The 13,988-nt window shown below is 32.9% G+C and carries 11 protein-coding genes; 4 read left to right on the top strand and 7 right to left on the bottom strand.

Going from position 1 to position 13,988, the window contains the following annotated elements:
• Positions 1 to 14: 14 nt before the first annotated feature.
• Both nrdE and nrdI read right to left on the bottom strand, forming a co-directional pair.
• Positions 15 to 2,120, bottom strand: a complete 2,106-nt coding sequence (nrdE, locus tag F1592_RS06000) for a class 1b ribonucleoside-diphosphate reductase subunit alpha (RefSeq protein WP_011276424.1) — start codon at positions 2,118 to 2,120, stop codon at positions 15 to 17.
• A complete protein-coding gene (gene nrdI, locus F1592_RS05995) occupies positions 2,083 to 2,481 on the bottom strand; it encodes a class Ib ribonucleoside-diphosphate reductase assembly flavoprotein NrdI (protein ID WP_037536384.1) in 399 nt (132 codons plus the stop codon). Before nrdI ends, nrdE begins: the two co-directional genes overlap by 38 nt.
• Before the next feature lie 788 nt (positions 2,482 to 3,269).
• Between nrdI and F1592_RS05990 the strand changes: the two genes are divergently transcribed.
• The 4 genes from F1592_RS05990 to F1592_RS05975 all read left to right on the top strand — a co-directional run bounded on the left by F1592_RS05990 (position 3,270) and on the right by F1592_RS05975 (position 7,837).
• Positions 3,270 to 4,154 (top strand): DMT family transporter, encoded by an 885-nt coding sequence (locus tag F1592_RS05990; RefSeq protein ID WP_011276426.1) that lies wholly within the window; start codon positions 3,270 to 3,272, stop codon positions 4,152 to 4,154.
• Between the two features lie 5 nt (positions 4,155 to 4,159).
• Positions 4,160 to 4,660: a preQ(1) synthase gene (gene queF, locus F1592_RS05985; protein ID WP_011276427.1), complete on the top strand. Its 501-nt coding sequence runs from the start codon at positions 4,160 to 4,162 to the stop codon at positions 4,658 to 4,660.
• A 300-nt stretch (positions 4,661 to 4,960) separates the two neighbouring features.
• The gene (locus tag F1592_RS05980; protein WP_053017742.1) at positions 4,961 to 6,466 is read left to right on the top strand and encodes an S-Cys-Gly-3M3SH uptake peptide MFS transporter; all 1,506 of its coding nucleotides are present in this window, start codon (positions 4,961 to 4,963) and stop codon (positions 6,464 to 6,466) included.
• A 444-nt stretch (positions 6,467 to 6,910) separates the two neighbouring features.
• On the top strand, positions 6,911 to 7,837 hold the full coding sequence (locus F1592_RS05975; protein ID WP_149809660.1) for a diacylglycerol/lipid kinase family protein: 927 nt from the start codon (positions 6,911 to 6,913) through the stop codon (positions 7,835 to 7,837).
• Between the two features lie 72 nt (positions 7,838 to 7,909).
• Here F1592_RS05975 and F1592_RS05970 read toward each other — a convergent pair whose 3' ends face one another.
• The 5 genes from F1592_RS05970 to F1592_RS05950 all read right to left on the bottom strand — a co-directional run bounded on the left by F1592_RS05970 (position 7,910) and on the right by F1592_RS05950 (position 13,944).
• Complete coding sequence (locus tag F1592_RS05970; protein ID WP_053017740.1) at positions 7,910 to 8,443, bottom strand: 5' nucleotidase, NT5C type; 534 nt, start codon at positions 8,441 to 8,443, stop codon at positions 7,910 to 7,912.
• A 174-nt stretch (positions 8,444 to 8,617) separates the two neighbouring features.
• Positions 8,618 to 9,673, bottom strand: a complete 1,056-nt coding sequence (gene hisC / locus F1592_RS05965; protein WP_037536396.1) for a histidinol-phosphate transaminase — start codon at positions 9,671 to 9,673, stop codon at positions 8,618 to 8,620.
• Positions 9,674 to 9,781: 108 nt separating this feature from the next.
• Positions 9,782 to 11,296 (bottom strand): peptide MFS transporter, encoded by a 1,515-nt coding sequence (locus F1592_RS05960; RefSeq protein WP_053017733.1) that lies wholly within the window; start codon positions 11,294 to 11,296, stop codon positions 9,782 to 9,784.
• A 168-nt stretch (positions 11,297 to 11,464) separates the two neighbouring features.
• Positions 11,465 to 12,979 (bottom strand): ABC transporter permease/substrate-binding protein, encoded by a 1,515-nt coding sequence (locus F1592_RS05955; protein WP_149809650.1) that lies wholly within the window; start codon positions 12,977 to 12,979, stop codon positions 11,465 to 11,467.
• On the bottom strand, positions 12,976 to 13,944 hold the full coding sequence (locus F1592_RS05950; RefSeq protein ID WP_149809651.1) for an ABC transporter ATP-binding protein: 969 nt from the start codon (positions 13,942 to 13,944) through the stop codon (positions 12,976 to 12,978). The genes F1592_RS05955 and F1592_RS05950 overlap by 4 nt, the downstream gene beginning before the upstream one ends.
• Positions 13,945 to 13,988 lie beyond the last annotated feature (44 nt).

Raw genomic sequence — 13,988 nt, 5'->3', positions numbered from 1 at the left:
TTAAGTTTCTTAAATTAGATAGCACAGCTTGTACATTCTTCTACACTCAATAATTTGTTACGAGTATAATATAGCGATTTAAGCCCTTTATGGTGAGCATAAACATATAATCTTGATAATTCACGTGTTGAAATTTCAGAATTCACATATAAAATTGTTGAAATACCTTGGTCCACGTGTGTTTGAATCGTAGCGATTAAATCTATTAATTTCATTTGGTCAGTATTGAATGCTGATTTATAATACCACATTGTTTCAGGAGACAAGAATGGCATTGGATAAAATGTTTCAGCATTACCATAAGTACGACGTTCAATTTGATCAACAATTGGCATAACTGAACTTGTTGCATTTTGTACATATGAAATACTTTGTGTAGGTGCAATTGCAAGTCTATATGCGTGATATAAACCATGTTGTTGAACTTGTTCTTGTAATGCTTTCCAATCTTTAGCAGTTGGAATATCAATATGATCAAATAGTCGTTTCACTTTCTCAAATTTAGGTTCAAATTCTTGAGAAGTATAAAACTCAAAGTATTTACCACTAGCATAATCTGATTGTTCAAAGTCTTGGTATACTTCCCCACGTTCTTTCGCAATTTCCATTGAACGTTCTATTGAATAATAGTTCATCATCATGAAGAAAGTATTTGCAAAGTCTTTAGCTTCCTCTGATTCATATCCTATTTTATTTTTAGCTAAATAGCCGTGTAAGTTCATTACGCCTAGACCGACAGAGTGTAACTCACTGTTAGCTTTTCTCACGCCTGGTGCATTTTGAATATTTGCTTCATCACTAACTACTGTTAATGCATCCATACCTGTATGAACAGAATCTTTAATTTTACCTGTTTCCATCACATTTACAATGTTTAATGAACCTAAGTTACATGATATGTCGCGTTTAATTTCGTCTTCGATACCATAATCATTAATCACTGATGTCTCTTGTAATTGGAAGATTTCTGTACATAAATTACTCATTTTAATTTGACCAATATTTGAATTGGCATGTACTTTGTTAGCATTATCTTTAAACATTAAGTATGGGTAACCTGATTGTAATTGTGTTTGCGCAATCATATTCAACATTTCTCTTGCGTCTTTTTTCTTCTTAACGATATTTGGGTTTGCAACCATGTCGTCATAGTATTTTTCTAAATCAATATCATCTAATGTTACACCATATTCTTGTTTAACCGTATGTGGTGCAAACATATAGAAATCTTTGCCTTCTTTTGCTAAATCAAAGAATTTAGATGGCACTATAAGACCAGTTGAAATTGTTGATAAACGTAAGTCTTCATCAGCATTTACCTTTTTAGTGTCTAAGAACTCTTCTACATCATAATGGAAGATATTCAAATATACTGCACCTGCACCTGGACGTTGGCCTAGTTGATCAGCATAGCTAAATCCGCCTTCTAATGCTTTGGCAACTGGTAGCACACCTTTGGCTACACCTTTAATACCTTTGATGGCTTCACCACGAGCACGTAATTTAGAAAGATTTATTGCTACACCACCACCAATTTTACTTAATTGCTTGGCAGTAGAATCAATGAAATTGATAGAGTTCAAGCTATCATCTACCTCTAGTAGGAAACATGATACTAATTCACCGCGACGTGCGCGACCAGCATTCAAGAAAGTTGGTGTTGCAGGTTGATAACGTTGTTCGACCATTGCTAAGATAAATTGTTTCGCTTGCTGCTTATTACCATCCGCTAAATATAGTGCAACGATTGCGACATGTTGATTATAATCCTCTAGATATTGTGATTTATCATTAGTTTTTAGCGCATAATCTTTATAAAACTTACTAGCAGACATATAGCTTGCAAATTCAAAGTTGATAGATTTGGCGAATTCAGTGATTTCAACTAAATCTTCTTCGCTATATTTGTCAAAGACATTAAAATAAAAATTATTATCTACTAGATAGTGTAAACGTTCAATCTCACTGTCAAAATAAATTGTTTTGTCATGGATTTCTTCTAGATAAACCGCTAATGCTTCTTGATCTTTCTCCAAGTTAAAGAAACCATTGTCTTTACGTTTCGTAACTTCATTATTTAGTTCAATATGATTGTACTTTTTCTCGTTCATAATTTTCATTGAAATGCCCCACCTTATTTTTAAATTCAATAACATCTTTATTAGAACCTTGTACTTCAAATTTCATTAATAAAGGTACATGGTATTTTTCGGAAATTGTTCTACCCGCTTTCGCAAAGTTTTGTCCCCAGTTACGGTTACCACTTGCCGCAACAGCGTGTAAATTATGATGATTAACTTCTAAAAACGATTGTACTTCTTTAGGCACTTCACCAAATCCAATTGTTCCCGTAACTAAAATATAAGGTTCTTCAAATGGATCTGTACAATTATCCTTAGTAATTTCCATTACATCTGAAATTTCACTTCGTTTAATAAATCTTCTTACATTACCTGAAAAAGAAAAATAAACTACTTTCATTGGAACGCCTTCTTTCGTCAGTCCATAATATTAATTAAAAAGAAGTTCTCTTAATAGATAAGAAAACTTGCTAGACAATAAATACGACATATTTTAGACATTTAATTGGATGTCAACTAGCTGATGATTAATATACTAAAAGAAGTGACTTGCATTTCTAGCCACTACATGTAGTGTTCAGACTAAAATTTCGAGACTATTTCATCTATATGCTCGTTCGTATTAATAGTATTAAATTGGGAATTTCAACTTAAAATCAGTGTGAAATTGCCTTTAAAATGAATAATTTGTATAACACAAACTTTTTATACAACCACAACATGTTGTGGTTCGTTTTAAAATTCAATACTATATTCTGTGTTTCATTATACAGAATTGCTCTCTTAATTAAAAGTAACTATTTCGTGACAAAAGTTCGGAAAAACGTCTGAATGTGCATCAGACCAAACTTAAATTGACGCAAATATTTATTTTTGAATATTTGATGTGTTTTAGTTGCATTTTTAGCAGCTAAATAAACTATTGAATTGTCGGCATTCTTGAAGTCCAATCATTTAAATTATCAATATATTTTGCGCAATTATTCAAATGTTAATTATAATTTGCTTCAAAAACACGAATATAACATTTGTAAAAAAATAGTATTTAACGTGTTTTTAATATGAACAGAACGTTTGTTCGTATTTAAATAATAATACATCTTGGTATTATTTTCAAGTATTCATGCATTAGCATTTGAATTATGCTACTATATATACGGTAATTTTTTACAAATGAGGCGATTAACCTTGAATCCAAAAGTTAAAGGTATAATTGCAATTTTAATTTCAGCTGTCGGTTTTAGTTTTATGTCAGTCTTTTTTAGACTCGCCGGAGATTTACCTGTATTTCAAAAATCCCTAGCTCGAAATTTTGTTGCAATGTTCATACCATTATTCTTCATATTTAAATATAAACAACCTATGTTTGGGAAATTAAGTAGCCAACCCCTTCTAATTTCTCGATCTACACTAGGCCTTATAGGTGTCTTATTAAATATATACGCTATAGATCATATGGTATTAAGCGATGCGGATACACTGATGAAACTCAACCCTTTTTGGACGATTTTACTCAGTTTAATTTTTCTTAATGAGAAAGTTCGAAAATATCAAATCATTGCTATGATTGTAGCAATCTTAGGTATGTTATTTATCGTTAAACCAGAGTTTTCTTCAACAATGATTACTTCTTTAGCTGGATTATTTTCAGGTATCTTTGCTGCCTCTGCATACACATGTGTTCGTGCATTAAGTACCAGAGAAGCACCATATACTATAGTTTTTTATTTTTCATTATTTTCAGTTGTCGTTTTAATACCGTTTTCAATCGCAACTTATGAGCCAATGACGACAATACAAATGGTTTATCTTTTAGGGGCAGGTCTTTCTGCTGCAGTTGGTCAAATCGGTATTACACTAGCCTATAGTTTTGCACCTGCAAAAGATATTTCTATCTTTACGTATGCTTCAATCATTTTCACGGCTATATTCGGATTTATTTTATTCGGTGAAACACCTGATTTCTATGCCCTTATCGGTTATGTCATTATTATTGGTGCAAGCTATTATATGTTCGAAAAGGCACGACGACAAACCGCTATAACTAAACAACAATCTAACACTAAGGAGTGATTCAATTGACTCAAGGACGTCAAAAAGAAGAACTACAAGATATTACCTTATTAGGTAATCAAAATAATAAATATGAATTTGACTATACACCAGAAGTTTTGGAAACATTTGATAATAAACATCAAGGACGCGATTACTTCGTAAAATTCAATTGTCCTGAATTTACATCTCTTTGCCCAATTACAGGTCAACCAGATTTCGCAACGATTTATATTTCGTACATTCCAAATATTAAAATGGTAGAATCTAAGTCATTGAAATTGTACTTATTTAGCTTTAGAAATCATGGGGATTTCCATGAGGATTGTATGAATATCATTATGAATGACTTGATTGACTTAATGGATCCACATTATATTGAAGTTTGGGGCAAATTCACTCCACGAGGTGGTATTTCAATAGATCCATACACTAATTATGGACGCCCAAATTCTAAATATGAGAAGATGGCTGAACACCGATTAATGAATCATGATTTATATCCAGAAAAAATAGATAACAGATAAAAGATTAACTTAACCACTAAATTGTCAAACAATTTAGTGGATTTTTTCATTATTTGTGAGATTTTATTTAAATTTACTATTGCCTATTAGTGAATTAAAGCGTATTTTATTATTATCATTTAAAATTCCAAAAGAGTAAGATGATCTAAATAAAGCAACTTATTCTCATTCGATTTTAAATCATCAACTCATTGACTGAAATTTCTAAAAATTTCTATTTTTAAGAAATTAATCAATTTTACTTATCATATTTTTGATTTTAAATTTCAGTCTATAAAGAAAGAAAGGATTGGGATACATATGGCAACAAACAATTCCCATGAACAAGCTGTTCAAACAATACCTCAGCGAGGGTTCTTCGGACACCCAAGTGGTTTAGGAGTACTATTCTTTGTAGAATTTTGGGAAAGATTTAGTTATTACGGCATGCGTGCCATGCTTATTTTCTACATGTATGATCAAATTAAAAATGGTGGTTTAGGAATTGATCAAACTACTGCCATGTCTATCATGTCAGTTTATGGCGCATTAATTTACATGTCTTCAATTCCTGGTGCATGGGTCGCAGATAGACTATTCGGTACTAGAGGGGCAACCTTGATTGGCGCAGTACTCATTATCATCGGACATATTTGTCTAAGTTTACCATTCGCAATGTTCGGTTTATTTGCATCAATGTTCTTTATCATTATTGGTTCAGGCTTAATGAAACCAAATATTTCAAACATCGTTGGACGATTATATCCTGAGAATGATACTCGTATGGATGCCGGTTTCGTTATATTCTATATGTCAGTTAACCTAGGTGCGCTTATCTCACCTATCATTCTGCAACATTTCCTAGACGTGAAAAACTATCACGGTGGTTTCTTAATTGCAGCGATTGGTATGGCATTAGGTTTAGTATGGTATATGATTTTCAATAAAAAGAATTTAGGTTCTGTTGGTATGAATCCAACCAACCCACTATCTTCTGAAGAAAAGAAAAAATATGGATTAATCGTAGGTATCATTGTAGCAGTCATTGCGATTGTACTATTAGTTACATATTTCACAAACACTTTATCATTCAATCTTATTAGTAATACGGTTCTAGTACTTGGTATAGCTTTACCAATCATTTACTTCACTACTATGATTCGCAGTAAAGATGTTACAGATGTAGAACGTTCTCGTGTTAAAGCATTCATTCCGTTATTTATTTTAGGAATGTTATTCTGGGCAATACAAGAACAAGGATCAAACGTATTAAACATTTATGGTTTAGAACGTTCTGATATGAAAATGAATTTATTCGGTTGGACAACAGATTTCGGTGAAGCATGGTTCCAATCAATTAACCCATTATTTATTCTTTTATTCGCACCAATCGTATCTGCAATTTGGTTGAAAATGGGTAAAAAACAACCAAGCCTTCCAGTAAAATTTGGAATAGGTACGCTATTAGCTGGTGCTTCATACATTTTAATGGGACTTATCGGTATGAGTTATGGTGATACACACTTCTCAGTAAACTGGGTTATCCTATCATACGTTGTATGTGTGGTTGGTGAATTATGTTTATCACCTACTGGTAATAGTGCGGCTGTTAAATTAGCACCGAAAGCATTTAATGCTCAAATGATGAGTGTTTGGTTATTAACAAACGCATCTGCACAAGCACTTAATGGTACATTAGTTAAATTAATCAAGCCTTTAGGGCAAACGAATTATTTCATCTTCTTAGGAAGCGTTGCTATAGTAATTACAGTAATCATCTTAGCTTTCACTCCTAAAATTTCAAAAGCAATGAAAGGTATTCATTAATCACCTTTGTGTTGTTAAAAGATATAATTTAATTAAGACAAGTAGTTAACTTGAGCCCCTTCATAGTATTTTTATAAACTATGAAGGGGTTTTTTATAATTCTATCTTTATTGAGACATTGACAAGAGCTTGAGCCTGGGACATAATTCAATGTCTCAGGCTACAAATATATATATTGGCAGTAGTTGACTGAATTAAAAATGCAATTGTAACTTGCTTTTTTTAATTCTAGTCAACCTTGCCGGGGCGAGGCAACGAAATAAATTTTGAAAAAATATTTTTTCTGCCTCGCTCCCTCTATCTTGTCATTTTCTTTGTATATCAACTAAAAAAATGTAATGATAAATACTTAAGCACTTGTTTTACTCAAATTATAATTAAGCAAATAACATTTCGGGTAAATAAATGTTAAATCAGAGTAAATAAATGAAAGTAGGCATACGTATGGGTCAAAAATTTAATCATGGTGTTCTTTTTTACCATGAACATAGTGGTCTCAAAGATATATATGAAGGTTTAGGAGAAGTAACTAAATCACTTACTACTATGTGCAAACACCTATCAATTCAACTAAGTGAAAATGAAGGCGACATTATTAAGTATTGTGAAAGAATTAAAAATCAAGAATATAGTAGTGATGTTGATATGGTTTTTATACTAGGTGGCGATGGTACAGTTAATGAATTAGTTAATGGTGTTTTGGCAAATGACCTAAATGTACCTATTGGAATTATTCCTGGAGGTACATTTAATGATTTCACTAAAACATTAAACTTGAACCCTAACTTTAGTAAAGCTAGTGAACAACTTAAAACGTCTCACTTGGAATCATATGATGTTATGAAAGTGAATGGCACTTATGTGCTTAACTTTGTGGGATTAGGACTTATAGTTCAAAACGCGGAAAACGTGCAAGAAGGTCGTAAAGATATCTTCGGTAAATTAAGCTATGTTGGTTCAACTGTTAAAACATTAATGAATCCAGAAGATTTTGATTATACATTAACTGTAGATGATAAAGAACATAATGGTAATACCTCTATGCTAGTCGTTGCTAACGGTCCTAATATCGGTGGCAGTAGAATACCACTTATGGATTTATCACCTCAAGATGGTAAAGTGAATAGTTTTATTTTTGATAAACAAAGTTTTACTATTCTCAATGATGTGTTCAAAAAACGCGATAGTATGGATTGGAATGAAATTACAAACGGAATTGATCACATAGCCGGCAAACATATTACATTATCGACGGATCCAGTTATGAAAGTAGATATTGACGGTGAAATTAGTCTTGAAACGCCAATTACAATTGAAGTTCTACCAAAAGCACTTCAGATTCTAACTTTTCCAGAGAATGCTGAACAATAAGAATTTATTATACTAATATAAAAGCGATTAAGGTTAATGATTGGATTATCATACCTTAATCGCTTATTTTAACTACTCCCCTAGAAAGAATGCTTCTACATCTTTCCAACCGTTAACACGTTTAAAACGTTCTTCACTTAAATTGTGAGACGCAGTAAAAATGATTGGTTCACCCTCAAATATTTGTAATTGACGCGGATTATCATCTATTAAATAATCTGTTTTCACTACATTTTTACGACCACAGAAGACAAATTGCTGCGGATCTAAAAATGGAAAGAATTCAAGTAACCACTCATATTTATCATGAAATGAAGTTGGAACATCCATAGCTGCAGTAGCAATGTAAACATCATATTGCTCAGTCAATTTCTTAACGACTTCTTGTGCATGAGGCATAACAGTTAAATTTCTAAAGAAGCCTGGCGCTCTTAAAATATCACGAACTAAACCATCATGCTCTGGTATTACATTTTTAAGCTTTTGTCCATTTAAAGACTCAACTGTAATTCCTAATTCCGTTTTTACGTTAACCGCTTCAATAATTGCACCTAACGTGTCTGCTAATACTTCATCCATATCTATTGCTATAGATTTTCTAGACATACTATCTCTCCCTTAATCATCACCTATATACTTTTAAAGTATAGCAAAAATTTAAAAGGGAGTGCTACAAGACATTTAGAATCAATTGTAGCCCCCCTTGCATAATCAACTTATGATGTACTTCTAAAACTCAACTAATCATTGTAAGTTAAAGAGCTTACGTATTTGACCAACTTAATAATCAAAATGTTTTAATACTTCAATCATTCTGTCATTTTGTTCTGGGAACCCGATTGTAATACGAACGCCCGTTGGAAACGGACGTGTGATACAACCCACTTTTAGTAACGCTTCATATAATTCTTGTGCTTTTTCAGTTGCTACAAATACAAAGTTCGTCTGACTAGGTAAGAAATGTTCACTTTGTGGTATCTCAAAGAATTTTTCACGTTCTTTTGCATTTTTAGCTGTAATATCTTTCAAATAAGCTTGATCTTCTAATGCTGCAATCGCTGCGTATTCTGAAATACGAGTGACATTGAATGGTGGTCGAATGATATTCCACTTTTCAATAGCTTCATTTGTAGCTACGACATACCCTACACGCAACCCAGCTAATCCATATGCCTTAGAAAATGTTCTTAACAAGAATGCATTATCAAAGCGTTCTTGCAATTTCAAGGTATCTGGGTAATCTTCTGCTGTCACAAATTCAAAGTAAGCTTCATCAATCAATACAGGCACATGACTAGGTACGCGTTCTAAAAAGTGTTCCAATTCATCATGATTAAAATAGGTTCCAGTCGGATTATTCGGATTACATAGCCACACTAAAGCAGTCTCTTCATCGACCTCTTTAATAATATTCTCTAAATCAAACCCACCATTTAGTAAAGGTACTTGAACAACTTCAGCTGACTCTACAATCGCATTATGATAATATTGTCCAAATGTGCCTTCACTTGTAACTATTTTATCTCCTGGCGTTAGCACTGCTCTTGAAATCATCAAGATAACTTCGTCTAACCCCGCACCAAATAGAATTCGAGAAGGATCCACGTTCAAATGTTCACTAATTGCCTTACGTAATGAAGGTGAGCCAGTCTCAGGATAATAAAATAACTCATCCAAATGTGCTTGAACTGCTTGCTTTGCTTTTGGAGAAGGACCGTATAAATTTTCATTTGAAGCAAGTTTATATAATTCGCCTTCTATACCGTGCTTCTCTTTAAGTGCTTGTGGTGATAATCCTGGTTGATACGCTGCTAATTGATTTAATTGTTGTTTCATTGCCAACCACTCCTTTTTCAAAAAATTAAAAATGTTTATTCAATTATAAACCTGATCCTCTAACATTGTTAAATTACAAGTCATTGACTAGTAAAAATTTATATTAACTTAATGTACACCATTCATCGCTCTCTTAACCATTGGAGAAATAGCTACTAAGATAACACCAATAAGCAGTGTAAACAATCCTGAGTATAAGAAGAACTCTTTCTCACTAATAATCTTAAATAATACAACGATTTGGCTATTGAGACTTTGTGCAGTGGCGTTACTGAGCATCCACAATGCCATCATTTGTGCAGAGAACTTTGCAGGTGCTAGTTTAGATGTTACAGATAACCCTACTGGTGAGATACATAATTCACCTAACGTGATTAAGAAGAAACTTAACACTAACCATATAGGGTGAATCAAATGCGCATCACTATTTAAAGGTATAATCATGACTAGATATGATAAACCTGCAAAGATGGCACCCAATGCAAATTTATATACTGTACTTGGATTATGTCTGCCTAATTTAGTCCATAAACTAGCAAAGACAGGTGCTAACATAATAATAAATACTGGATTGACAGACTGGAACCAAGCTGCTGGTATGTGGAAATCTAACGCACCATTAGTCAATTTAGCTAAGCTAAGTTCTGTCTTCTGGTCTGCAAAGTTAGCCAAAACGGTCGAACCTTGTTCTTGAATCATCCAAAATGCAACAGACGTAATAAACAACGGTATGTAACTATAAATTCTAGAACGCTCTTCTTTGTGCGTCTTATTACTTGATAACATATAAACAAAAATACAAATTGGTAACACGATACCTACAATCGTTACAATGACACTGAAACTAGATAAACTCAATTTTCCAATAAATTGCAAGATAAGTAGGATAATTGCAAAAAATATTACGACAATGCCGGTAATAATTGATAATCTTTTGATTTCTTCTTTTCTAAGTGGGTTAGGAACGCTTAAACCAGCCAATCCTAGATTCTTTTTATTTGTAATAAAATAAGTGACTAATCCGATGAACATCCCTATTGCTGCTACCGCAAAACCAAAGTGGAACCCTAATCTTGTTTGTAAGTAACCTGTTGCAAATGGTGATAGAAAACTCCCTAAATTGATACCCATATAGAAAATAGTAAAAGCAGCATCTAAACGTCTATCATTATGGTCATATAATTCACCAACTGTAGTTGAAATATTAGGTTTCAATAAACCTGTACCAATAATAAGAAGTAATAGTGCTATCATTACTACTGTTAAACTACCTGGTATCGTTAACATGATGTGACCAAACATAATTAATATGCCGCCATAAAATAATGCATGTCTTGTACCAATGATTCTGTCTGCTATCCAACCCCCGATGGTTCCAGACATATAGATGAGTGCACCATATAATGATACGATTTGTAACGCTGTACCCTGTGGTAAGCCGAAGCCACCTTTACTAACTGAATAGTACAGATAATAAGCTAGAATCGCTTTCATACCATAGTAACTGAATCGCTCCCAAAATTCAGTAAAGAATAGTGTACTTAAACCTTTGGGATGTCCAAAAAATCCCTTTTGAGGTACACTCTCAACAATTTCTTGTCTCGAATAATTTCTAGTATTCATATTCTCCCCCCTAAAAACCATACACGCTTTTTGTGTATTTATAGAATAGTGTAATTAAAAATAATTCAGATTACAATTGTATTTACAAATTTTGCGCTTTAAAAAAAGAACAAAACAACGAACTCATAATTAATTCGTTGTCTTGTTCCAACATTTTCACGTGACTATTTATTTTACTAAACCTTCTTTTTCAAGATAATGTTTCGCAACATTATACGGATCTTCATTTTTCACGGTCACTTTGTAATTCATTTCTTGCATCTCTTCATCTGAAATTTTACCCTCTAATTTGTTGAGCGGTTTTTTAATTTCTGGATGTTGTTTTAAGAATTTTTCTTTAAACATTGGTGCACCTTGATATGGTGGGAATACGTGTTTATCATCTTTTAAGACTACCATATCATATTGTTTTAATTCTGCATCTGTTGAATAAGCGTCAATTAAATTAATGTCACCTTTTTCTACTGCAGTATAGCGTAATTTAGGCTCCATTTTTTTAACATTAGATAAGTTGAGACCATAAGCTTTCGACACAGCTTTATAACCATCAGGTCGATCATTAAATTCCATAGTGAATCCTGGTTTAATTTTATCTTCAACCTTTTGTAAATCACCGATTGTTTTAATATTATTTTCTTTAGCAAAGTCTTTCTTCACCGCTAAAGCATACGTATTATTATATTTCATTGGCTTTAACATCGTCATGTCATATTTCTTCTCTAGACTTTGTTTAGCTTGTTGATATACTGCATCTTCTTTTTTAGATTTTAAATCTTCTTTAGTTAATTCACCTAAAACTGTCCCTGTAAATTCTAAATATCCATCGATGTCGTCTGATTTTAATGCATTAAATAGGAATGATGTTTTACCCATACCATCTTTAACATCAACTGTATTATCCGTTTCATCCTCAATTAAAATTTTGTACATATTCGTAATAATTGAAGGTTCTGAACCTAATTTACCTGCAAGCGTAATTGTGTCACCTTTTTTACCGAAAAGTGGTACAACAATGACTAATAGTATAATAAGAATCATTGCACCTACAGTGATTAGTAGTTTCTTATAAGATAATTTCTCCATATAACGTAGTATTAAATCAAACATAATTGCGAGTAGTGCAGCAGGAATCGCTCCGATAAGGATTAGAGACGTATTGTTACGGTCAATACCTAGTAAAATTAAATCCCCTAGTCCACCAGCACCAATTAATGCGGCTAAAGTTGCTGTACCGATAATTAAAACCATAGCAGTACGAATACCGGCCATCATCACTGGCATCGCTATTGGCAATTCTACTTTAATCAAACGACGTATCGGTTTCATACCAATACCTTTAGCTGCTTCAATAAGAGACGGATCAACTTCTTTAATGCCTGTATATGTATTTCTCAAAATTGGCAACAGTGCATACACAACCAATGCAATAATTGCTGGCACGCGACCAATACCAAATATTGGAATCATTAACCCTAATAATGCCAATGACGGAATGGTTTGTAATATAGCAGCTATGTTCATAACGACTTCAGATAACCGCTTCGTCTTTGTTAAAGCAATCCCTAATGGCACGGCGATTAAAATTGCGATTAGCAGTGCAATAAATGAAATTTGGATATGTTCCAAGATGGTCGTAAGTACTTCGCCTTTACGATCATTGAGTGTGCTAAATAGTTCGCTCATACTTTAACCTCCTTATCATGGTCTATCTCAGATAAATATTTAAAGATATCTTCACGTTTTAAGAGTGATTGCGTAGAGGTTGATACATCATTAACAATAACCGCTTCATGTTGGGCTAATGTAGAATAAACTGAACGTAATTGCACATCACTATTGATTTCCGGATAATCATGTTGTGTTTCTTTTTCTGTGAGTGGTGAAGTAATATTAAGATCTTTCAACTGTAAGCTTTCTTTATCTTGTTCTAAATGGCTGCCCATAAACTCTTCTACAAATTTATTTTTAGGTTGATTACGGAATGCTTGTGGTGTATCTATTTGTTCAACATGTCCATTGTTAAGTAAACATATTCGATCACCTAGCTTCATTGCTTCTTGAATATCATGCGTTACAAATACAATTGTCTTTTTGATTTTAGTTTGTAATTCTATTAAATCATCTTGTAGTTTTTCGCGACTGATTGGATCCAGTGCACTAAAAGGTTCATCCATCAATATAACTGGTGGATCTACAGCTAATGCTCTTACTACACCAACCCTCTGTCTTTGACCACCTGATAATTCATCTGGTTTACGATCTCGATATTTTTCAGGTTCTAAACCAACCATTTCAAGTAATTCGTCAACACGTTGATCTATATCTTTATCTTTCCATTTTTTCATCTGTGGAACCTGTGCAATATTCTCTTTAATGGTCATATGAGGGAAAAGTGCGATTTGTTGCAACACATATCCAATATCCCATCTCATTTCATAAACAGGATAATCACTTATTGGTTTATCTTTAAAATAAATATAGCCTTCACTTAACGGAATAAGTCTATTAATCATTTTCAAAGTAGTTGTTTTACCACACCCTGATGGACCTATGATTACAAAAAACTCACCCTCATTTATTTTGAAACTTACATCATCAACTGCCACATTATTCCCATAACGTTTTGTTACGTTTTTAAATTCAATCATTTAGTCACCTTCATTTGCTCTACTTATTCAAATAGTTTGCATTC

Source organism: Staphylococcus sp. GDX7P312P, assembly GCF_008385775.1.
GTDB lineage: Bacteria > Bacillota > Bacilli > Staphylococcales > Staphylococcaceae > Staphylococcus > Staphylococcus haemolyticus.
This window is presented reverse-complemented; position numbering and strand designations above follow the sequence as displayed.

Coding starts and splice junctions, on each gene's coding strand:
- nrdE (WP_011276424.1), bottom strand. CDS start 2,120: ATGAAAATTATGAACGAGAAAAAGTACAATCATATTGAACTAAATAAT.
- nrdI (WP_037536384.1), bottom strand. CDS start 2,481: ATGAAAGTAGTTTATTTTTCTTTTTCAGGTAATGTAAGAAGATTTATT.
- F1592_RS05980 (WP_053017742.1), top strand. CDS start 4,961: ATGGCAACAAACAATTCCCATGAACAAGCTGTTCAAACAATACCTCAG.
- F1592_RS05975 (WP_149809660.1), top strand. CDS start 6,911: ATGGGTCAAAAATTTAATCATGGTGTTCTTTTTTACCATGAACATAGT.
- F1592_RS05970 (WP_053017740.1), bottom strand. CDS start 8,443: ATGTCTAGAAAATCTATAGCAATAGATATGGATGAAGTATTAGCAGAC.
- hisC (WP_037536396.1), bottom strand. CDS start 9,673: ATGAAACAACAATTAAATCAATTAGCAGCGTATCAACCAGGATTATCA.
- F1592_RS05960 (WP_053017733.1), bottom strand. CDS start 11,296: ATGAATACTAGAAATTATTCGAGACAAGAAATTGTTGAGAGTGTACCT.
- F1592_RS05955 (WP_149809650.1), bottom strand. CDS start 12,979: ATGAGCGAACTATTTAGCACACTCAATGATCGTAAAGGCGAAGTACTT.
- F1592_RS05950 (WP_149809651.1), bottom strand. CDS start 13,944: ATGATTGAATTTAAAAACGTAACAAAACGTTATGGGAATAATGTGGCA.